Source organism: Ruegeria sp. BG7, assembly GCF_056535685.1.
Map to the genome: position 1 here is coordinate 1,373,627 of NZ_JBQFIU010000001.1, position 18,918 is coordinate 1,392,544.

General features: G+C 58.2%; 21 protein-coding genes. 7 read left to right on the forward strand and 14 right to left on the reverse strand.

Annotation, left to right across the window (positions count from 1 at the left end):
- The first annotated feature begins 18 nt into the window (after positions 1-18).
- On the forward strand, positions 19-1,191 hold the full coding sequence (locus ACR3EH_RS06825; RefSeq protein ID WP_171676344.1) for a MalY/PatB family protein: 1,173 nt from the start codon (positions 19-21) through the stop codon (positions 1,189-1,191).
- Positions 1,192-1,194: 3 nt separating this feature from the next.
- Complete coding sequence (locus ACR3EH_RS06830; protein ID WP_171188908.1) at positions 1,195-1,722, forward strand: L,D-transpeptidase family protein; 528 nt, start codon at positions 1,195-1,197, stop codon at positions 1,720-1,722.
- Here ACR3EH_RS06830 and ACR3EH_RS06835 read toward each other — a convergent pair.
- Complete coding sequence (locus ACR3EH_RS06835) at positions 1,719-2,072, reverse strand: hypothetical protein (RefSeq protein WP_171188906.1); 354 nt, start codon at positions 2,070-2,072, stop codon at positions 1,719-1,721. The two genes, ACR3EH_RS06830 and ACR3EH_RS06835, sit on opposite strands and share 4 nt — an antisense overlap.
- 212 nt (positions 2,073-2,284) lie before the next feature.
- Between ACR3EH_RS06835 and ACR3EH_RS06840 the strand changes: the two genes are divergently transcribed.
- Positions 2,285-3,274, forward strand: a complete 990-nt coding sequence (locus ACR3EH_RS06840; protein WP_171676347.1) for a glutathione S-transferase family protein — start codon at positions 2,285-2,287, stop codon at positions 3,272-3,274.
- On the opposite strand, the gene ACR3EH_RS06845 is transcribed toward ACR3EH_RS06840, so the two are convergent.
- A complete protein-coding gene (locus tag ACR3EH_RS06845; protein ID WP_171096153.1) occupies positions 3,256-3,618 on the reverse strand; it encodes a response regulator transcription factor in 363 nt (120 codons plus the stop codon). The genes ACR3EH_RS06840 and ACR3EH_RS06845 overlap by 19 nt on opposite strands.
- Positions 3,619-3,803: 185 nt before the next feature.
- Here ACR3EH_RS06845 and cobD point away from each other — a divergent pair, with 185 nt between their 5' ends.
- The 3 genes from cobD to ACR3EH_RS06860 are packed head-to-tail and all read left to right on the forward strand — an operon-like array spanning position 3,804 to position 6,861.
- Positions 3,804-4,769, forward strand: coding sequence for a threonine-phosphate decarboxylase CobD (gene cobD, locus ACR3EH_RS06850; protein WP_171676349.1), 966 nt, complete (start codon positions 3,804-3,806; stop codon positions 4,767-4,769).
- Positions 4,766-5,686, forward strand: coding sequence for an adenosylcobinamide-phosphate synthase CbiB (cbiB, locus tag ACR3EH_RS06855; RefSeq protein ID WP_171188900.1), 921 nt, complete (start codon positions 4,766-4,768; stop codon positions 5,684-5,686). The genes cobD and cbiB overlap by 4 nt, the downstream gene beginning before the upstream one ends.
- Positions 5,687-5,697: 11 nt before the next feature.
- Complete coding sequence (locus ACR3EH_RS06860; RefSeq protein ID WP_171188898.1) at positions 5,698-6,861, forward strand: lytic murein transglycosylase; 1,164 nt, start codon at positions 5,698-5,700, stop codon at positions 6,859-6,861.
- Positions 6,862-6,876: 15 nt separating this feature from the next.
- On the opposite strand, the gene ACR3EH_RS06865 is transcribed toward ACR3EH_RS06860, so the two are convergent.
- The 5 genes from ACR3EH_RS06865 to ACR3EH_RS06885 all read right to left on the reverse strand — a co-directional run bounded on the left by ACR3EH_RS06865 (position 6,877) and on the right by ACR3EH_RS06885 (position 13,084).
- On the reverse strand, positions 6,877-7,215 hold the full coding sequence (locus ACR3EH_RS06865; RefSeq protein WP_171188978.1) for an acyl-CoA thioesterase: 339 nt from the start codon (positions 7,213-7,215) through the stop codon (positions 6,877-6,879).
- A gap of 223 nt (positions 7,216-7,438) precedes the next feature.
- Positions 7,439-7,789 carry a hypothetical protein gene (locus ACR3EH_RS06870; protein WP_171188896.1) on the reverse strand — a complete coding sequence of 117 codons (351 nt, stop codon included), beginning with the start codon at positions 7,787-7,789 and terminating at the stop codon, positions 7,439-7,441.
- A 53-nt stretch (positions 7,790-7,842) separates the two neighbouring features.
- On the reverse strand, positions 7,843-11,298 hold the full coding sequence (locus ACR3EH_RS06875) for a chromosome segregation SMC family protein (protein WP_171648483.1): 3,456 nt from the start codon (positions 11,296-11,298) through the stop codon (positions 7,843-7,845).
- Positions 11,299-11,438: 140 nt separating this feature from the next.
- Positions 11,439-11,864 carry a hypothetical protein gene (locus tag ACR3EH_RS06880; protein WP_253746761.1) on the reverse strand — a complete coding sequence of 142 codons (426 nt, stop codon included), beginning with the start codon at positions 11,862-11,864 and terminating at the stop codon, positions 11,439-11,441.
- A gap of 26 nt (positions 11,865-11,890) precedes the next feature.
- Complete coding sequence (locus tag ACR3EH_RS06885; RefSeq protein WP_171188893.1) at positions 11,891-13,084, reverse strand: aminotransferase-like domain-containing protein; 1,194 nt, start codon at positions 13,082-13,084, stop codon at positions 11,891-11,893.
- 149 nt (positions 13,085-13,233) lie between these two features.
- On the opposite strand from ACR3EH_RS06885, the gene ACR3EH_RS06890 reads away from it, so the two are divergent.
- Positions 13,234-14,004 carry a FadR/GntR family transcriptional regulator gene (locus tag ACR3EH_RS06890; protein WP_171096168.1) on the forward strand — a complete coding sequence of 257 codons (771 nt, stop codon included), beginning with the start codon at positions 13,234-13,236 and terminating at the stop codon, positions 14,002-14,004.
- 42 nt (positions 14,005-14,046) lie between these two features.
- Here the strand turns inward: ACR3EH_RS06890 and ACR3EH_RS06895 are convergent, their stop codons facing one another.
- The 7 genes from ACR3EH_RS06895 to ACR3EH_RS06925 all read right to left on the reverse strand — a co-directional run bounded on the left by ACR3EH_RS06895 (position 14,047) and on the right by ACR3EH_RS06925 (position 18,748).
- Complete coding sequence (locus ACR3EH_RS06895; protein WP_171676351.1) at positions 14,047-14,901, reverse strand: hypothetical protein; 855 nt, start codon at positions 14,899-14,901, stop codon at positions 14,047-14,049.
- A gap of 176 nt (positions 14,902-15,077) precedes the next feature.
- On the reverse strand, positions 15,078-15,638 hold the full coding sequence (locus ACR3EH_RS06900) for a F0F1 ATP synthase subunit B (RefSeq protein WP_171096173.1): 561 nt from the start codon (positions 15,636-15,638) through the stop codon (positions 15,078-15,080).
- A 5-nt stretch (positions 15,639-15,643) separates the two neighbouring features.
- On the reverse strand, positions 15,644-16,195 hold the full coding sequence (locus ACR3EH_RS06905; protein ID WP_171188889.1) for a F0F1 ATP synthase subunit B': 552 nt from the start codon (positions 16,193-16,195) through the stop codon (positions 15,644-15,646).
- An 86-nt stretch (positions 16,196-16,281) separates the two neighbouring features.
- A complete protein-coding gene (locus ACR3EH_RS06910) occupies positions 16,282-16,506 on the reverse strand; it encodes a F0F1 ATP synthase subunit C (RefSeq protein WP_005981269.1) in 225 nt (74 codons plus the stop codon).
- A 48-nt stretch (positions 16,507-16,554) separates the two neighbouring features.
- The gene (locus tag ACR3EH_RS06915; protein ID WP_171188887.1) at positions 16,555-17,313 is read right to left on the reverse strand and encodes a F0F1 ATP synthase subunit A; all 759 of its coding nucleotides are present in this window, start codon (positions 17,311-17,313) and stop codon (positions 16,555-16,557) included.
- Between the two features lie 2 nt (positions 17,314-17,315).
- Positions 17,316-17,648: an AtpZ/AtpI family protein gene (locus ACR3EH_RS06920; protein WP_152457046.1), complete on the reverse strand. Its 333-nt coding sequence runs from the start codon at positions 17,646-17,648 to the stop codon at positions 17,316-17,318.
- Between the two features lie 200 nt (positions 17,649-17,848).
- Positions 17,849-18,748: a LysR substrate-binding domain-containing protein gene (locus tag ACR3EH_RS06925; RefSeq protein ID WP_171188885.1), complete on the reverse strand. Its 900-nt coding sequence runs from the start codon at positions 18,746-18,748 to the stop codon at positions 17,849-17,851.
- Between the last annotated feature and the right edge of the window lie 170 nt (positions 18,749-18,918).

The following is an 18,918-nucleotide window of genomic DNA, read 5'->3' on the forward strand; positions in this document are numbered from 1 at the left end:
CAACAGAACGGAGCAGACATGACTTTCAACGACCTGATCGACCGCCGGGGCACCAACAGTTCCAAATGGGACAAGATGGAGATGTTGTACGGCGTCTCACCCAATGACGGGCTGGCCATGTGGACGGCCGATTCCGATTACCAAACAGCGCCTTGCGTAATCGACGCGGTACGCAAAGCCGCTGATCATGGCGTGTTCGGGTATTCCTGGATGCACCCGGATTATCTGGCTTCCGTCCAGTGGTGGATGAAAACCCGCCATGACTGGGAAATCGATACAGATTGGATTCTGACAACCCAAGGTCTGGGCAATGCAATCGCGCTGTCGCTGGATGTCTGGACCGAACCCGACGATGGCATCGTGATTTTCACCCCCGTCTATCATGAGTTTGCGCATAAGGTGAACAAATCAGGCCGCCGGGTCGTCGAATACCCGCTAGTGCGGGAAGGCGACAGCTATGGACTTGATCTGGACGACGCACAGTCGCGGCTGGACGGGTCCGAGAAGATGTTGCTGTGGTGTTCGCCACAGAACCCGTCGGGGCGTGTCTGGACGCCAGATGAACTGCGTGCCGTGGCCGCGTTTGCCGAGCGGAACGGTTTGATCCTTGTGTCGGACGAGATTCACCACGATCTGGTCTATCCCGGTGTCAAGTTCGTGCCGATGGACGTGGCTGCCCCGGATGCGCGACCCTGGACAGTGACGCTGACCGCTGCGTCAAAGACCTTCAACATCGCCGGGCAGCGGACCGGCAACATGATCATCCCTGATCCCAAACTGCGCGCGGCCATGAAGCATCGGTTGCAGACACTGGACTATGACCCCAGCGCTTTGGGTGTGGCGATGATCACCGCAGCCTACAGCCCTGAGGGGGCCAAATGGGTGGATGCGCAAATTACACATCTGGAAGGCAATAAGCGTTTGTTCGATCAGACCATCGCCGAAATTCCAGGTCTGTGGTCGATGCCTTTACAAGCAACCTATCTGGCCTGGGTCGATTTCTCGGGCACGGGCATGGACCACGCAGAATTTGTCCGTCGCCTGCGCGAAGACGCGCGGATCGCCACATCTTCTGGCCCCGGCTTTGGCAAAGGTGGAGAGACGTTCGAACGCTTCAACCTCGCCACGCAGCGCGCGCGGGTAGAGGAAGCTTGTACCCGACTGAAACGGGCTTTTGGCGACTTGCAGTAAGGCATGCGGCGGCTGGGGCTGATAGGTCTCGCTCTGTTGATCGCGGGTGCCGGCTGGGTTGGCTGGGACCGTTTTGGCCCTCGCCCGCCTGCGCCGCCAATGGCACCTGAAGCCACGCGCATCGACCATATCCTGATCGAGAAATCTGCCCGCCGCCTGACGGCCACGCTGGACGGGGCAGTGGTGATGCAGGCTGACATTGCACTGGGCTTTGCTCCGGATGGGAACAAAGAGATCGAAGGGGACGGTAAAACGCCCGTCGGGCTGTTCAGGATCGATCGGCGCAATCCAAACAGCGCCTTTCATCTGTCGCTGGGCATTGACTACCCACAACCCGACGACATCAAACGCGCACGCCAGCAGGGTACGGACCCCGGAGGAGACATCTTCATCCATGGCCAACCCAATGGGGTGGCCGGTTTTACGCTGCCCGGAGACTGGACCTTGGGCTGTATTGCGCTGTCAAACGCCGAAATGGCGCAGCTTTGGACTCTGACTGAAACCGGAACGACCGTCGAAATCCGGCCCTAGTCCTCGCGCCCCAACAGGGCAATCGGTGCATCCGGCGCGCGATAGAAATCCAGCGGAGCCTTGTCATGGGCCGCAGTGCTGCGCTTGAACTCATACCGCATCTCACCGCCCTCATCCTCATCCGCGACGATCAGGCATTGGTAGAGGTGGTTGGCCCCATCGTAGATATCGACCAGCCCACGCAGGCGGGGTGTCGTTTCGGCCTCAACAGTGAAGCCGTCCTTCCACAATTTGAGGATTTTATAGGTATTGTTGCCCATTTCCACCCGCAAACGGCTGGCTTTCTTCAACGTGGCGATTCGGGCCGCGTCCAACTCGGCGCGTATTTCCTTTGAAACATAGGTACTCATTAATCCGTTCCCCCGTGAATGACATCTATTGTGCGGGAACAGTTGTAAAAATCCAGTGAACCACATCACAGAATTCAGCGCGGTTGCGAATTGTTGCACAGAAATCCCAGCCCCGATTGTGCGCGAATGCAGAGCAGTTGCGCGGGCGTTCGGATAGGCACAGGGCAGGCTTGGACCTATCTTTGGTCAAACGCCTACGCGGAGGAAAAGAAATGGGCCTGCTGGTCGACGGAACATGGCATGACACTTGGTATGACACAAAGTCTACGGGAGGCGCGTTCAAACGCAGCGCGGCGCAATTTCGCAACTGGTTATCGGCTGATGGAAGCGCGGGGCCGTCCGGCAAGGGCGGATTCAAGGCTGAACCCGGGCGCTATCATCTCTATGTCAGTCACGCCTGCCCCTGGGCGCACCGCACCCTGATCTTTCGCGAATTGAAAGAGCTAACTGACCTGATCTCTGTCTCAGTTGTGCACCCTGACATGCTGGACAAAGGCTGGACCTTTGTGACCGACGATCATGGCGCAACAGGTGACGATCTTTACGGCATGGACTTCGCGCATCAAATCTATACCAAGGCCGATCCGTCCTATTCCGGTCGGGTCACGGTGCCGATCCTGTGGGACAAGCAGCAGGAAACCATTGTCTCGAACGAGAGTTCGGAAATCATCCGCATGTTCAATTCGGCCTTCAACGGGATCACCGGCAACACCGATGACTACTGGCCCGAGGCGATGCGGGACGAGATCGAAGAGGTCAACGCCCGCATCTATTCAGACGTGAACAACGGCGTCTACAAATCGGGCTTTGCCACCTCGCAAGAAGCCTATGACGCAGCGGTGGGCCCGCTGTTCAACACACTGGACTGGCTGGAGGACCGCCTGTCCCGCAATCGGTATTTGATGGGAGACCGGATCACCGAGGCTGACTGGCGTCTGTTCACGACATTGATCCGCTTTGATCCGGTCTATCACTTGCATTTCAAGTGCAACAAACGTCGCCTTATCGATTGCCCCAATCTTTGGGCCTATACCCGCGAGTTGTATCAATGGCCGAGTGTCGCGCCCACGGTCAACATGAACCATATCGTGCGCCACTATCACTACAGCCATGACAGCATCAATCCGCACCGGATCATCCCGACCAATCCGGTTCTGGAATACATGGAACCGCACGGACGCGGTCAACGCCCTGCTGCGTAATGCTCCACCATCGCCGCCAGATCTTCTGGCGGCGTTTCACTTTGTACATAGGCACAGGCATTCGGGCTGTGGGCAAAGATCGAGCCGTCCGAAAAGAAGGTGGTGTTGGTGACAAAGATCACCCGCGCCTCGGGGCGACGATAGCTGGCAAAATCAGCCACAGCCAACGCACTGCCGCTTTCCAAAACCAGATCCAGCACGATGATTTCAAAATCCGTGCCATACAGCGCCAGAATGGCGGCCTCCTGCGTCTCGACCAGCGTGACCTCGGCGCCTTGCCGCTCCAGATGCCTTTTCCAGACCCGACCAAGGTCGGGGTTACTCTCAACAATCAGAACTTTCATTTGCAACAACCTCGGCACTTGATATGGTGAGTGGTGCCGACCCCCGTGGTCCGTGATCTCGTTATTTCCTTAACAAAGTGTTAACAGCGGCCCCACAGGTCCGTGATCACACGGATTTGCTTGTGTAAGAGGCGAAAATCCGCTTGAAACGCGCCAAAACCGGTCATTTCCCACAGAGAGAACAGATGAGCACATTGGATCACGGTCTGGACCCTCGCGCCGTGCGCGACCACGGCGGCGGACTGGACAGGGCGATTGTCAAATATGGCGGTCAACGCGCCAACTGGATCGATCTGTCGACCGGCATCAACCCGCACCCGTATGAGATATCTGGGCTTACAGCAGAGGATTGGACGGAACTGCCAGACCACGGGGCTTTTGAACGCCTGAGCGAGGCCGCGCGCCGGTTTTGGAACGTGCCAAAGGGCGCGGCGATCCTTCCCGCACCAGGAGCATCCGCCATCATCGCCCGTATCCCAGCGCTGGCCACATCCGGCACGGTTCAGATCACGCCACCCACCTATAACGAACACGCGGCCGCCTTTTCAGCTCAGGGTTGGAATGTTCAGGCCGACACAGCTGGAGACGCCCGTGTGATCGTGCATCCGAACAACCCCGACGGACGGATCTGGCGGGAAAGCGATGTCACTGCGCCGTTAACCGTAATTGATGAAAGCTTCTGCGACGTCACGCCGGATGCGTCTCTGATACATCTGGCGGACCGCCCCGGTGTGATCGTGCTAAAAAGCTTTGGCAAGTTCTGGGGACTGGCTGGAATGCGTCTGGGATTTGCCATCGGACGGCCAGACCTGATCAACCGGCTAAACGATTTGACCGGTCCGTGGTCCGTGTCGGGCCCTGCCCTGCGCATTGGAACCCAAGCCTTGTCAGACAACGGTTGGGCTGACGCCACACGCGAGCGTCTGACTGAAGAGGCCGCGCGGCTGGATGCGCTGGTTACTACCAAGGGTGCTCAGATCGTTGGTGGCACCAGCCTGTTTCGCCTGTACAAAGTCGACGACGCCGCCAATTGGCAGGACAGGCTGGCACAGAACCATATCTGGAGCCGCATTTTCCCCTATTCAACCATCTATCTGCGCCTGGGCCTGCCACCCAAGGACGGATGGGACAGATTGGAGGCCGCGCTGTGAGCGTTGGCCTGATGCTGGTCTGCGCCATGTGCCTGGACGCCGCACTGGGAGAGCCTGACTGGCTCTGGTCTCGCGTCAAACACCCCGCAGTGATGATCGGCAATCTGATTGGCTGGTTGGACAAACGGCTGAATCACGGAAATACGCGACGATTGAAAGGCGTTTTCGTGCTGATCCTGTTGCTTTGCGGCGCATGGGGGCTTGGCTGGGCGCTTTCGTTGCTGGGACCGGTGGTCGAGATTCTGGTTTGCGCGATCCTGCTGGCACAGAAATCTCTGGTCACGCATGTGCGTGCTGTGGGTGACGGGCTGTTGACTTCGCTGACCGAGGGGCGGGCACAGGTGGCGATGATCGTCTCACGCGATACCCGCGACATGACCGAGGCGCAGGTGGCACGGTCGGCCATCGAAAGCGCGGCAGAAAACCTCAGCGACGGGGTCATTGCGCCTGCTTTCTGGTTTCTCGTCGCCGGGTTGCCGGGGCTCTTGGTCTACAAAGCCGCGAACACTGCCGACAGCATGATCGGGTATCGCAATGAAAAGTACAGCGAATTTGGCTGGGCTTCGGCCCGGTTCGATGACTTGCTGAACCTGATCCCCGCCCGGCTGACTTGTGTGCTGGTCGTGGCGCTCTCAGGCCAACGGTCGCGCTGGCGCGAAATTGTTGGGGATGCGCGCCGCCATATCTCACCCAATGCAGGCTGGCCCGAGGCCGCGATGGCCCGCGCGCTGAACGTCGCCCTTGCCGGGCCACGCAGCTATGATGGAAAGCTGCGGGACCTGGCCTGGGTCAATGGCGACGCGCCGCGCGAGATCGGGGCGGCGGAGGTTTTCCGCGCATGTCACATGTTGTGGAGCGTTTGGGGGCTTGCGCTTGGGCTCGTGTCGGTGTGGGTTGGGGTCAATCTGGTTTTCTGACGGGTCCCTTCATGCGTTTTCTTTCCGGCCTAGTTGCCGCCGCTTTGCTTGCTTCTCCTGCCTTTGCCCAATGTGGGGGTGGGTTCAATTCCTTTGTCAAAGGCTTGAAGACCGAAGCCATGCAACAAGGCTTTGACAAATCCACCGTGAACGCATTTTTCAAAGGTGTGCAGCAAGACAATGCGGTGCTCAGGGCCGACCGGGCGCAAGGGGTGTTTCAGAAACCGTTCATTGAGTTTTCGCGCCGCCTGATTTCAGCCAACCGGATAGAGCGCGGGCAAGCCATGTCGCGTAAATATGATGCGGTCTTTGACCGGATCGAACAGGAATACGGTATCTCACGCGGGGTGCTGCTGGCCTTCTGGGCGTTCGAGACTGACTATGGCTCGTTCCAGGGGGACTTCAACACCCGCAACGCGCTGGTGACTTTGGCGCACGACTGCCGCAGGCCCGAATTGTTTCGCCCGCAAATCTTCGCCGCTATCGAACTGTATCAAAACGGCGATTTCGACCCGGCCCGCACGACTGGTGCATGGGCCGGAGAGATTGGCATGGTCCAAATGCTGCCGCGCGACATTTTGGAAAACGGCGTCGATGGTGATGGTGACGGGCATGTCCGTCTGAAAACCTCGGCCGCTGATGCGCTGATGTCCGGGGGCAAAATGCTGTCGCATCTGGGCTGGCGCGCGGGCGAGCCATGGTTGCAAGAGGTCACGGTGCCCGCTCAAATGGACTGGTCCCTGTCCGGCCCGGGTAAACCCCGCTCGGTGGCCGATTGGCAAGCCATGGGCGTACAGGCGCGTAGCGGGTCGTTGGCCAACCTGCCAGCCTCGCTAATCCTGCCGCAAGGGCGCAATGGTCCGGCATTTTTAGCCTACCCGAATTTCGACGTCTATTTCGAATGGAATCAAAGCTTTGTCTACGTTCTGACCGCCGCCTATTTTGGTACAAGACTGGAAGGCGCGCAGATCTATGACGTAGGCAATCCGGCGCAAGGTTTGAACGGAGCGCAGATGAAAGAGCTGCAAACCAAACTGCAAGCCAAAGGGTATAATGTGGGCAAGATCGACGGGATTCTGGGGGCCGGAACACGCGCTGCGGTGCAGGCCGAACAGGTCCGCTTGGGCCTGCCCGCCGATGCCTGGCCAACGGTCGACTTACTGAACCGGCTTTAGCCTGACACGCCGCGCTTAACTGTCGTCGAACACCGGGCGCGGCGCACCGTTTTCGTCCAAAGCGACGAACACGAACTCGGCTTCTGTAACCTTTTTTCCATTCTGCGATTGCCTCGGGCGTGCCCAGACATCCACGTGAACACGAATGGATGTGCGCCCAACATGCGTCAGCGTCGTATACAGCGTCACTTCGTCCCCAACCTTGACCGGGTGCAGGAACTGCATCGCCTCGACGGAAACGGTCGCTGTTCGCCCCTGCGCCACGCGCGCCGCCATATTGCCTGCCGCCAAATCCATTTGCGACATCAGCCAACCGCCAAAAATGTCACCGGCCGGATTGGTGTCTGCAGGCATCGCTATCGTGCGAATAACCAGAACACCCTCGTCCTGTTGGCGGCCATGCGACCCGCGGTTTTTACCCAAAGCGAGCCGGTCGTCGGTGTCTTCTGCCACAGGTTCAATCCCCTCCTAAGCCATTGACTGGAATGGTCGTCGGTTCAGTGTGGCAAGATTTCCCACCAAAATGAAGAGAACACCAGCTTTGCGCTTAGGTTATGTATCTCAATTCAGAAAAGATTTACTCAGGCCGGACGGGATAGCGGTCTCCTTTCTGATCAATCAGGATCAGCCGCTCACCGCTTCTTACATAAAGATCACACCGGCTGAATCCGTTGCGATAGGCGATACAGACGCTGCCGTCCTCGGCGATGGAATATGTGCCAAAAGCCGAGTCTCCGCTGGCATACGTGTAGGAATAGGCCCCACCGGCCGAGAATTTGGCCTGACCGTCATCGTAGAAGGTGAATGTTTGGCCTGCCAAAGCGTCAAGCTCTGCTGATGTCAGGGGAATGTCCCCGGACTTTAAAGGCCAGTCTGCAGCATAAGCTGAACTGGCTACGAACAGGGCGGGGATTAGAAATCGTGTCATGCGCCCAAGTTAGCGCGATCCAAGCGCAAACGTCATAAACTTGCAGTGAACGGTCACGCGACCATCTGTTCGGCCTTTTTCAGATCAACCGAGACCAACTGGCTTACGCCTTGTTCCTGCATCGTGACACCGAACAATCGGTCCATCCGCGCCATTGTCACTGCGTGGTGCGTGATGATCAGGAACCGCGTATCGGTCTGGCGGCACATCTCGTCCAGCAGATCGCAGAAGCGCGTGACGTTGGCGTCGTCCAGCGGCGCGTCGACCTCGTCCAAAACACAGATCGGTGCGGGATTGGCCAAGAACACACCAAAGATCAACGCGGTCGCGGTAAGGGTCTGTTCCCCGCCAGATAACAGGCTGAGGGTCGACAGTTTCTTGCCCGGCGGCTGGCACATGATCTCAAGACCCGCATCCAGCGGATCGTCGCTTTCGACCATGACCAGATTGGCCTCACCACCCCCAAACAGGTGCTTGAACAACATAGCGAAGTTCGAATTCACCTGTTCAAAAGCGGTCAACAACCGTTCGCGTCCTTCGCGGTTGAGGCTGGCGATGCCGCTGCGCAGGGCTTTGATCGCCTCTTCCAGATCGGCCTTTTCGCTGCTGAGCGTGTCGAACTCTTCCTGAACTTCTTTGCTGTCTTCTTCCGCCCGCAGGTTCACCGCACCCATGGCGTCGCGTTGGCGCTTGTGGCGGTTCACCTCGGATTCCAGAGCATCTGCAGCAGGCATCTGGTCGGGGTTCACATCCAGCTGATTCAGCAACTGGTTCGGGGTTAGCTGTTGATCCTCGGCGATCCGTTCTGCTGCAGCGACCACACTTTCCTTTGCCGCATCACAGCGCGCCTCGGCCGCCGCGCGGCTTTCGCGCGCTTCCGACGCAAGGCGTTCCGCTTCACGTTCAGCCAGAACAACCTCACGCTGCTGGGTCTCAGCCTCGGCCAGCTTGTCTGCAGCCTCTGCCCGGCGCGCTTCGGCGGCTTCGATCAATTCGTTCAGCTCTTCCCGCGCTTCAGCAATCTCACCGGGGGCGGCCATGGCGTCGGCCAGCTCCTCTTCCGAGCTTTCCTTGCGCTCAGCCAGTTCCGAGATCCGTTTTTCAGCGGTTTCCAATCTATGCCGCCACCCGCTGAGGTCTTTTGTGACCTCCTGCGAGCGGCGGGTGCGCGCGTCCCCCTCACGACGCAGCTCATCATGGGTCGAGCGGTGGGTCAGCATCGTGATCCGGGCCGCCTCGACAGTTTGTTTGATGTCCTCGACCTCAGCACGTGCACTGTCGAGATCGCCCAAGCCGCTCAATGCGCCCTCGGCTTCGCGCAGTTGTGCGCGGGCCGCCATAGCGTCTTCTTTGTGGCGATCTACGGCAAGGGTCAGGGTCTCCAGTTTACCCTGCGCCAGATTACGATCCGCTTCGGCGCGGCTAAGCAAGCGCGCAGTTTCGGCCATGCGCTGATCCGCAGCACGGCGGGCTTCTCGCGCACGGCGGTCTGCCTCGGTCACATCCGCCAATTGCCTGGACAGCGCTTCATGCGCGGCACGGGCGCCATCTGCCTGCGCCTCGGTGCGTGTCAGTTCCTGCTTGAGTGCTTCCAGCTTGTTGAGTTGCTCTAAACGCAGTGCAGCTGCGCTTGGGGCATCCTCGGCCCATGCACGGAAGCCGTCCCAGCGCCACAAATCACCCGAACGGGACACCAACCGTTGGCCCGGTTTCAGCGCTGCTTGCAAACGCGCGCCCTGATCGGCATCCACAAGACCGATCTGTGCAATCCGACGGCTGAGACGATCCGGACCCGAGACGTGAAGCGCCAGCGGTTCGACCCCATCCGACAAAGGCTGATCGCTGTCATATCCTGCCACCTGCACCCAGCCAGAAGGGCCATCGCCCTCAACCAAGGGCGCGCGTAGATCATCGGCCAGGGCCGCGCCCAGAGCCTTTTCAAAGCCCGGCGCGACGCGCAGCAGATCCAGCACTTGACCACCTTCGGCAGTGTCACGTTCCACCAGCTTGGCCAGCGCCGTGGTTTCAGCCCGGATCGCGCCAAGCTCACCTTCGGCCTCAGAACGCTGCGCGCGTGCTTCGGCCTCGCGCGCTTGCGTTTCATTGCGCAGCTCATCCGCAGCTGCCAGAGCCTCTTCGGCGGCTTCCGCGGCTTCGCGGGCTTTTTCCTCACCTTCCTGGGCGGCTTCAAACGCCTCGCTTGCGCGGGTCAAGGCAGTTTTGGCCTCATCCACTGCCTGCCGTGCCTTTTCCTCCTCACCCTCAGACCGGGCCAATGTCTTACGGCTGTCTTCGACCAAACGTTGGGCTGACTGGTGCCGGGCGACCAGACGGGCCATGTCCTCGGTTTGTTGTGACAGGTGGTCTTCGCGGTTTTGCAGGATCGAGGCTGCCTCACGCGCGATTTCTGCCGCCTCAGCCACTTTCTCGTCATGGCCTTCAGCGGCCTTTGCCAGCTCGCGCGCTTCCCATTCCAGGCGCTCAATCATTTGACCTGCGTCTCGGTTCAGACCGGCTTCACGCTCAATATCGTGGCCAAGCTGCTGAATACGGTTTGTCAGCGTCTCAATGGTCTGCCGCGCGCGGGTTTCCTGATCCGATAGTTGATCGCGCTGCACCTGCTGACGTTGCAGAACCGCAGCTGCGATTGCCTCTTCTTCACGAAGTGGCGGCAAAGTTTCTTCGATCTCGGCACGTTTTGCAGCGGCAGCGCGCGCCTCGGCCTCGGCACGGGAAGCTTCGGTGATACGTTCGCGCAGCTTTTCCTCTGCCTGCTGGCGGGCCATATCAGCCTCTTTCCAGCGTCGATACAGCAGCATCCCTTCGGCCTGACGCAGTTGTTCGCCGATTTCACGGTATCGCGCGGCCTGACGGGCTTGGCGCGCCAGTTGAGCCAATTGCCCACCAAGCTGTTCCAGAACGTCATCGACGCGGGTCAGGTTCGCCTCGGTGCCTTTCAGCTTTAGCTCGGCTTCGTGCCGACGCTGATACAGGCCCGAGATCCCAGCAGCTTCTTCCAGAATGCGGCGGCGAGCGCGGGGTTTGGCGTTGATCAATTCGGCGATGCGGTTCTGCCCGACCAGCGCAGGCGAATGCGCCCCCGTCGAAGCATCGGCGAACAGCATCTGTACATCGCGCGCGCGCACATCCTTGCCGTTGGTCTTGTATGCGCTGCCAACGTCGCGGGTGATGCGCCTTACGATCTCCAACTGATCGCTGTCGTTGAACCCAGATGGCGCAAGACGTTCCGAGTTGTCCATGGTCAGGACGACCTCGGCAAAATTGCGTGCAGGACGCGTGGCCGCACCCGCGAAGATCACGTCTTCCATCGCGCCACCACGCATGGATTTGGGCCGGTTTTCACCCATCACCCAACGCAATGCTTCCAGAAGATTGGACTTGCCACAGCCATTAGGCCCCACCACACCGGTCAGCCCGTCTGCGATGATCAGATCGGTCGGATCAACAAAGCTTTTGAAGCCGGTCAGTTTGAGCTTGCTGAAACGCAATGGCAGCGTGTCCCTTGATTCCTATGAGTTCAAAGTCTGCGCAAGGGATAGGGTCCGAGTCAACGGAGTTGCGCAGGATATGGGATATCATTTTGACTTATCCACAATATCTTGCCGAAATACCCAAGAACACGCGTATATCAATATGGGGTGCACTCAAAGACCTGATAGCCGTAGTCATCCCCAACGTTTTCGTAGATGCCATAGTCGATGCATTCATAGTTGGGCGTAGAAACAGCAGTCAGCAGCAACCGCTCGCCCGCGTCTCGATCACAGCCCAAAACACCAACCGTTACCGCCGCATCGCCCAGCACATCCAGAATCGGACAACCCGAAACCTGAGCCATCGCAAGGGCGGCCCGGTCTCGGACCGGACCCAGCCGTGGTGCGTATTGCGCGTTGACCCGAACCGCTTCGGCCAGCTCACCGCGCACGCGCACGTCGAATACGCTGCCATTCACCGCCACCCGCGTGGCAGGCACTTCGCGGAAATGAGGGGTTCCGGCCGCACATGCGGCCAACAACAAAGGGGCAAGACACCGGATCATGCCGCAGAGTTGCAGCATTTTGGTTAACAGATCCTTTCTGCGTATCAGGCCCGCAGTACTTCACCCAACCGACGAATACCTTCGCGGATTGCTGCCTCGTCAGAATTTGAAAAGCTAAGTCGAATGGTATTGGCGCCGCTGCCATCCGGGAAGAATGCCTGACCCGGCACAAACGCCACTTTCACCGTGTCCAACGCACGCGCCAGCAATTCAGACCCACTGACCCCTGCAGGCAGCGTGACCCAGATGAACATACCGCCCTCGGGCCGGGTCCACTCGACCCCGTTGGGCATATGCTGTTCCAACGCGTCCAGCATCACATCGCGACGGTTTTGATAAACCGCACGCACTTGGGGAATATGGCTGTCAAAACACGCTTGCGCCACGTCATGAACGGCCATTTGGTTTATGGTCGCCGAATGCAGGTCCGCCGCCTGCTTCAACAAAACCAACTGAGATATGATCGGCTTGGGCGCCACGACCCAGCCCATGCGCAGCCCAGGAGACAGGGTTTTTGAAAAGCTGCCACAATAGATCGTCCGGCAGTCTTCAATTGATCCTTTGCGGGCCAGCTCCAAAGACAGGATCGGTGGGATCGGATCCCCGTCATAGCGCAACGCCTGATAGGCCCCGTCTTCGATTATGGCGCAATCCAACTCTTCTGCCAGATCCAACAAAGCCTCCCTGCCTTGCAGATCCAGAGTTTCGCCGGTTGGGTTGGCAAAATCCGCCGACAGGTAAGCGAATTTCACCGCCCCGTCCCCGGCTGCTGCCTTGTATTCTGCGGCCCCGCTGTTGCCGTTCAGCCGATCAAACCGGGGTTCATACGCATTGAACGCTGCAAGCGCGCCCAGATAGGTGGGCCAACCAACCAGGGCGGTGTCGCCGGGCGACAAAAACAGCTTGCCAAGATAATCCAGCGCCTGCTGCGATCCCGACGTGATCAGAATGTTGTCGATGTCACACGCCACTCCGATTTCACGCATGTGCTGCGCCAGCCATTTGCGCAGCGGGACATAACCTTCGCTGACCGAATATTGCAGTGCCTGCGCTTGTGTCTCTGGCCCCAGCGCTGCCTGAAACGCCTGTGCAAACGCGTCGGCTGGGAAAAATGCTGGATCCGGAATGCCGCCCGCAAACGAAATGATCCCTGGTTGGTCGAGCAGTTTCAGCAGCTCTCGGATTTCTGATGCCTTCATCCGGGAAGCCCGGGTGGCAAACAAGGGATGTTGGGACATGAGGCTCCTCCGATCTCAGTTTCGGGCAGCCTATTGCCAGATGATTTAAAGTCAATAATGCTGACCTATTATTTCAGCCGATGTGAACAGGTGTTCTTGAACGTGCCCCATGTCCGTGGTCAAATGACTTGACCAATTGCGGAAACAACATGCCCTTTCACAAAGTTGAAACCGAAAAACTCTCGCTTGCCGTCGTTCGCCAGATCGAGCTTCTGATCCTGCGCGGCATCCTGCGCCCTGGCGAACGTCTACCCTCGGAACGTGAACTGGCCGAGCGGATGGGTGTGTCCCGCCCGTCCCTACGCGACGCAATATCTGAGCTTCAGGCGCAAGGATTGCTGACCGCCAAGGCTGGATCTGGGATCTACGTGGCCGAGGTTCTGGGATCGGCCTTTTCCCCTGCGCTGATCCGTTTGTTCGGCAGTCATGACGAAGCGGTGTTTGATTACCTGTCTTTTCGCCGCGACATGGAAGGGTTGGCAGCGGAAAGGGCTGCGCGCCAAGGATCCGAAAGCGACCTGAAAGTGGTACAGGCGATCTTTGACAAGATGCAAGCGGCCCACGACCGGAATGCAGCGGATGACGAGGCGCAACTGGATGCTGAATTCCATATGGCCATCATCGAGGCCAGCCATAATGTCATCATGTTGCATATGATGCGCTCGATGTATGATTTGTTGGTGCAGGGCGTGTTCTACAACCGTCAGACGATGTTCCAACAGCGCGCCACGCGCGAAGCGATTTTGGACCAGCATCGGGCCATCAATGACGCGTTACAGGCGCGCAGTCCTTTAGCCGCGCGCACCGCAATTGAACAGCACCTTGATTTTGTCGAACGTTGCATGGCCGATCAAAGGAAGACGGATCGAAACGAATCTATTGCGCAGCAACGTTTGCAACATGAAACCGGGCGGGCCTAAGCGCCACCATTATTTGCCGGTCGAATGTGGAAAACGCCGCGACTAAGCGGCCCCTGTTGCAGCGGGGAGCAGGTGGCGCGGAAAGGGTTTTCCACTGCCTTCTCCCAAATGACGATCAAGGGCCACTGTTGTCAGGGCCGGGTCAATTAACAGCCTTGCGCCACGGTCCCGAAGCCGTTTGTGAAGCATCACATGTTCGCACACCCGCTGCCCCTTTTCGTCGCGGCAAGAATAGCGCAAGCCCCGGAGCGCACGGGTTTTGTACAACCCGGCACCTCCAAACGCGCTGTCGACCGGTATAAGCGGGGTTTCGGTTGGAATATGGAATTGGCGGTCATAAACCGCTGACTTCAGCAACGCCCGGCGCCATTTCCGGCGCCCGAACAAAGGCCTGCGCGTGCTCTGAATGCGCTGCCAGACGTCTTCATCACACCAGCCGGGGCAGCGCAGAGCATAAATGTCGTAATATGCAGGTTTGGAATTGGCAAAGACGCCTTCCCACAAAGGAGTGACCCTTTTTGCGGCGGTCAGAACCGCCTGAACGTCCAGGCACGTATTCGGACCATTCAGATCCAGCACCAGGGTCAACTCGTTGTCATCGTCTTTTGCTTCCAGCCTGTTGAGTATGGCATTTCTTGCCGCAGTGATGCGCTCAATCCGGTCAGGAAATCTAGAAACAAGCCCGTCCAGCTGAATGATGTCGACATGCCGGTTTCTTTCGGCGTAGTCGTTCAATACACGGTTCGTATCGTCCGAATTGTCGTTGGTCGCAATGATGACCGAATACCGGTGCAACTGAGCAGACAGGTTTTGAACCCTGTTGATCGTGTCGATCAACGCCGCGCCACCATTTCTGACCACGCCTACAATATTCATCGAAACTGCGTCGCCCGACACGGTCTGTCTTTCCCTGTATTTTCACGCTAGCTGCAAAGTTTCCCTGTCGACCAGTTCCCCAACGGTTGGCAGGATTCGGAGTATGCTTCAAATCAAGCAGAACTCGCCACAAAACAAAAGACCCGAAAGCGAAACGCCCCCGGGTCAACTGTATCATTTGTCTGGCGGGTCAACCGTCAGTGCAGCTTGGTGCCTACATCTGCAATCGACGCGTCGATCAGTTTGTTGGCTTGTGCTGCGGTCATTTGCTTGGCCAGAACCGAACCCGCCGCAGCAACTGCGACCGAAACGGCCTGATCACGCACTTCTTTCACAGCAGACGCTTCAGCCGAAGCGATCTGATCCTGAGCTGCAGCCAGGCGGCGTTCAATCGACTTTTCAAGGTCAACCTTCGCCTGTTCCGCTGCCAGAGCCGCGTCTTCCTTGGCCGCGGCAACGATGGCATCGGCCTGCCCCTGAACTTCGCGCTGCTTGCGCTCGTACGATGCTAGCAAACTGCGTGCTTCTTCGTGCAGGGCGCGTGCTTCGTCCAGCTCGGACTTGATGCCTTCGGCACGATTGTCCAGCGCCCCACCGATCATGCCGGGGACCTTGAAGTAGAACAGAACCGCAATGAAGACGATGAAGCCCAGAAGGACGACAAAGTCCGTGTTGCCAAGCGAGAAGAACGGGCCTTTGGCCGCAAAGGCCGGGCTGGCCGCACCAAATGTCAGGATAAGAGCAAGAGTGTTCCGCATGTCACTTATCCTTTCGTCTGCGCATCTACGGCACCGGCAATGGCATCCGCATCCGCTTCGCCGCCAAGTGCTGTGACCAGTTCGGCAGCCGTGTCCTTGGCAACCACTTGAATGCTTTCCAGCGCACCGGCTCGGATTTCGGCAATTGCCTTTTCCGATTCAGCCGCTTTTGCAGCGATTTCCGCGTCCGCCTTTGCAATCGCGTCATCCAGACCAGCCTGAATTTCGGCGCGGGCTTCCGCTGCGATACGCTGTGCCTCAGAACGGGCATCGGCCAGGGATTTGTTGTAGGCTTCTTCAGCCTCGACCGCCTTGGCCTTCAGATCTTCGGCCGCAGCCAGGTCGTTGGTAATGGTCCCCTGACGTTCAGCCAGGATTGCCGCGATGCGAGGCAGAGCCACGCGGGACAGGACCAGAAAGATGACGACCAGCGTAATGACCAGCCAGAAAATCTGGTTGGGGAACCAATCGAAGCAGAGCTGCGGCATACCGATGGCAGAGCCATAGGAGTCAACGCACGAGCCAGCTACTTCTTTCGTAATGGGTTCAGTCGCCATGATGTCCTCCGTCGGAACGTTGTCTTTACAACAGGTGGGCCGCTATGGCTTGGGCCCACCTGCGCGTAAGGATCAGGTTCCGCAGATTAGACGGCGAACATCAGCAGCAGCGAGACCAGGAATGCGAAGATCCCCAGGGCTTCTGCGAACGCGATACCGATGAAGAGGGTTGCGGTCTGCGAAGCAGCCGCCGAAGGGTTGCGCAGGGCGCCGGCCAGGAAGTTGCCTGCAACGTTGCCCACCCCGATTGCGGCTGCGCCGGAACCGATTGCTGCCAGGCCTGCGCCGATGTGTGCGAGATCGCCTTCCATGATGTATCTCCTTACGAATTGGAAGTTTCGATGTTTGGGTATCGGACCTTAGTGCGAAGGATGCAGCGCATCTTTCAGGTAAACACAGGTCAGAATGGTGAAAACGTAGGCCTGAATGAAGGACACAAGGACCTCAAGACCATACATTGCAGTAATCGCCAGAACGGACACGGGCGAGATCACGGCAATCGCAGCAAAGCCTGCGAAAACCTTGATAACCGCGTGGCCCGCCATGACGTTACCGGCAAGACGAATAGAGTGGCTGACAGGACGTACGAAGTACGAGATCAGCTCGATGATCGCCAGGATCGGACGCAGTGCCATCGGTGCGCTGGACACCCAGAACAGACCCAGGAACGCGGCGCCGTTTTTGACGAAGCCCAGAACCGTCACGGTCAGGAACACGGCCAACGCCAGCGGGATGGTCACGGCGAAATGCGATGTGGTGGTGAACGATGTCGGGATCAGGCCCAGGAAGTTCGCGCAGACGATGAACATGAACAGAGTCATGACATAAGGGAAGAACTTAACGCCTTCCTTGCCGCAGATGTCTTCCAGCATTTTGTAGATGAAGCCATAAGTCAGCTCTGCAACAGACTGCATCCGCGTGGGGACAATCGCGCGTTTGGACGTCGGCAGCACCAGCAGGGCGATTACCGCCAGGATCGCGAAGAACAGCCACAGGGTCACGTTGGTCACAGTGAACATGCCGACCGCACCGTCGCCGAACAACGGTTTCACGATGAACTGATCCATCGGGTGGAAAACCAGGCTGCTGCCTTCTGCTGCGGTGGTCTCAGTTGCCACGTTCAGTCCCTCTCGTCCTTCTCGGCAGCCGTTGCCGCCGTTTGTTTTTCTTGAACCTCCTTCGCGCTGCGGAGCATAACCTTCACGCCCGCGACAAGGCCCAGCAATGTGAACAGCACCAGAAAGATCGGGATCGTCCCGAGCAGGCTGTCCAGCCCGTATCCGATGCCAAATCCGATCCCCAGACCGGATACCATTTCGATGACCATCCTCCAGGCAAGCTCGCCCCCGGACACGTCAGCATCTGCACGAGGCTTGGGCGCTTTGGCCTTTTTCGCCGCTTCGATCTTGGCCTCCAGCTGCGCCATACGCTGCTTTTGGTCGTCATCGGTCACGGGCGTTTCCCTCGTACAGTCTTGGGCATGGTGCTAAGGCGCGACGGGCGCAGAGTCAACGCTCTTGAACGCGCCGATTGACGCATTTTAAGATATTGTTTTTAAATTACTTTTTCGACACCGACATGATGTCGGAGAGACACCGAAACCTTCCGAAGCCTCAAAATGCATTGAATCTGCATATTCAACCAAAGAGTTGATTATTCCCGCAGGATGGGTTGGCCGCGCAGGTTTGCACTTTCATCCAGCAACCACGTTCGGAACGCCTGTACCGTTCTGCGGCGCACCGCACCAGCGCCCAGAACCAGCCGGAAACTGCCCTCTCGGAATCCGATGGGAAAGCACCGGATCAAGCGCCCAGCTTGCAGATCACTCAGAACGCAGTCCTCTGATCCGAGAAAAACGCCCAGCCCGCTAACGGCTGCCGTCAGAGACAGATCCGTTTCCATCCGCCAACCGTTCATGCCGGACTGTGGCATTTCAAACCCGGCCACTTCTGCCCAGCGCGGCCAGACTTCTCCGATCCGATCGCGATACAAACGATAGTTCAGCACCTGTTCGGGGCTGTCCCATCCCTCGGGCCTCAGATCCGGCGTGGCATAGGTAAAAAGTGGTTCATCACTGATCAGGTCGGACGGAATATCCAGCACACCGCGATGCGCAAACCGGATCGCCAGATCCGCATCATGTCGTTCGACATCCGCCAGCGCGCGTGAGGCCTCCAGCCTTAGCTGGACCCCTGGGAAGGCTGAATAGAAACCCGGCAGCCGGGGGATAAGGTATTTCATGGCGAACAGCGGCTCACAACTGATGGTGAGTGTGCCTTCTGGCCTTTGACGAACGATCTCAGTGGCCTCGGCGATTTCATCAAGCGCACTCATCACCCGCAACAGCAAGCCTCGCCCTTCCAAGGTCAGTTCGACCCCACGGGGCAAATCCCGAAACAACGAGACGCCAAGCCGGTCCTCTAACCCACGCACATGGCGGCTAATGGCCGAATGGCTGACGTTCAACTCGTCGGCTGCACGGCTGAAGCTTTCGTGCCGTCCGGCCGCTTCAAATGCTTTCAGTGCGTTCAGTGGAGGTAATACACGGGCCATCCCAAATATGTGCTTTTTTAGCACATAATAAGTCAAGTAATTGATTTTGATTGGCTGCTCGAATTCACGCATTTTTTCGTAAATACAGTGACAAAGGAGCAATCATGGAAAAGACTCAAAGAAGTTTCTCCATAGTTTCGCATCAGTTTATTAAACGTATACTGCAGAAG

Coding starts and splice junctions, on each gene's coding strand:
- ACR3EH_RS06910 (WP_005981269.1), bottom strand. CDS start 16,506: ATGGAAGGCGATCTCGCACACATCGGCGCAGGCCTGGCAGCAATCGGT.
- ACR3EH_RS06835 (WP_171188906.1), bottom strand. CDS start 2,072: ATGAGTACCTATGTTTCAAAGGAAATACGCGCCGAGTTGGACGCGGCC.
- ACR3EH_RS06925 (WP_171188885.1), bottom strand. CDS start 18,748: ATGGCCCGTGTATTACCTCCACTGAACGCACTGAAAGCATTTGAAGCG.
- ACR3EH_RS06860 (WP_171188898.1), top strand. CDS start 5,698: ATGCGTTTTCTTTCCGGCCTAGTTGCCGCCGCTTTGCTTGCTTCTCCT.
- ACR3EH_RS06840 (WP_171676347.1), top strand. CDS start 2,285: ATGGGCCTGCTGGTCGACGGAACATGGCATGACACTTGGTATGACACA.
- ACR3EH_RS06845 (WP_171096153.1), bottom strand. CDS start 3,618: ATGAAAGTTCTGATTGTTGAGAGTAACCCCGACCTTGGTCGGGTCTGG.
- ACR3EH_RS06905 (WP_171188889.1), bottom strand. CDS start 16,195: ATGGCGACTGAACCCATTACGAAAGAAGTAGCTGGCTCGTGCGTTGAC.
- ACR3EH_RS06890 (WP_171096168.1), top strand. CDS start 13,234: ATGCCCTTTCACAAAGTTGAAACCGAAAAACTCTCGCTTGCCGTCGTT.
- ACR3EH_RS06825 (WP_171676344.1), top strand. CDS start 19: ATGACTTTCAACGACCTGATCGACCGCCGGGGCACCAACAGTTCCAAA.
- ACR3EH_RS06870 (WP_171188896.1), bottom strand. CDS start 7,789: ATGACACGATTTCTAATCCCCGCCCTGTTCGTAGCCAGTTCAGCTTAT.
- ACR3EH_RS06885 (WP_171188893.1), bottom strand. CDS start 13,084: ATGTCCCAACATCCCTTGTTTGCCACCCGGGCTTCCCGGATGAAGGCA.
- ACR3EH_RS06865 (WP_171188978.1), bottom strand. CDS start 7,215: ATGCCTGCAGACACCAATCCGGCCGGTGACATTTTTGGCGGTTGGCTG.
- ACR3EH_RS06900 (WP_171096173.1), bottom strand. CDS start 15,638: ATGCGGAACACTCTTGCTCTTATCCTGACATTTGGTGCGGCCAGCCCG.
- ACR3EH_RS06880 (WP_253746761.1), bottom strand. CDS start 11,864: ATGCTGCAACTCTGCGGCATGATCCGGTGTCTTGCCCCTTTGTTGTTG.
- cobD (WP_171676349.1), top strand. CDS start 3,804: ATGAGCACATTGGATCACGGTCTGGACCCTCGCGCCGTGCGCGACCAC.
- ACR3EH_RS06830 (WP_171188908.1), top strand. CDS start 1,195: ATGCGGCGGCTGGGGCTGATAGGTCTCGCTCTGTTGATCGCGGGTGCC.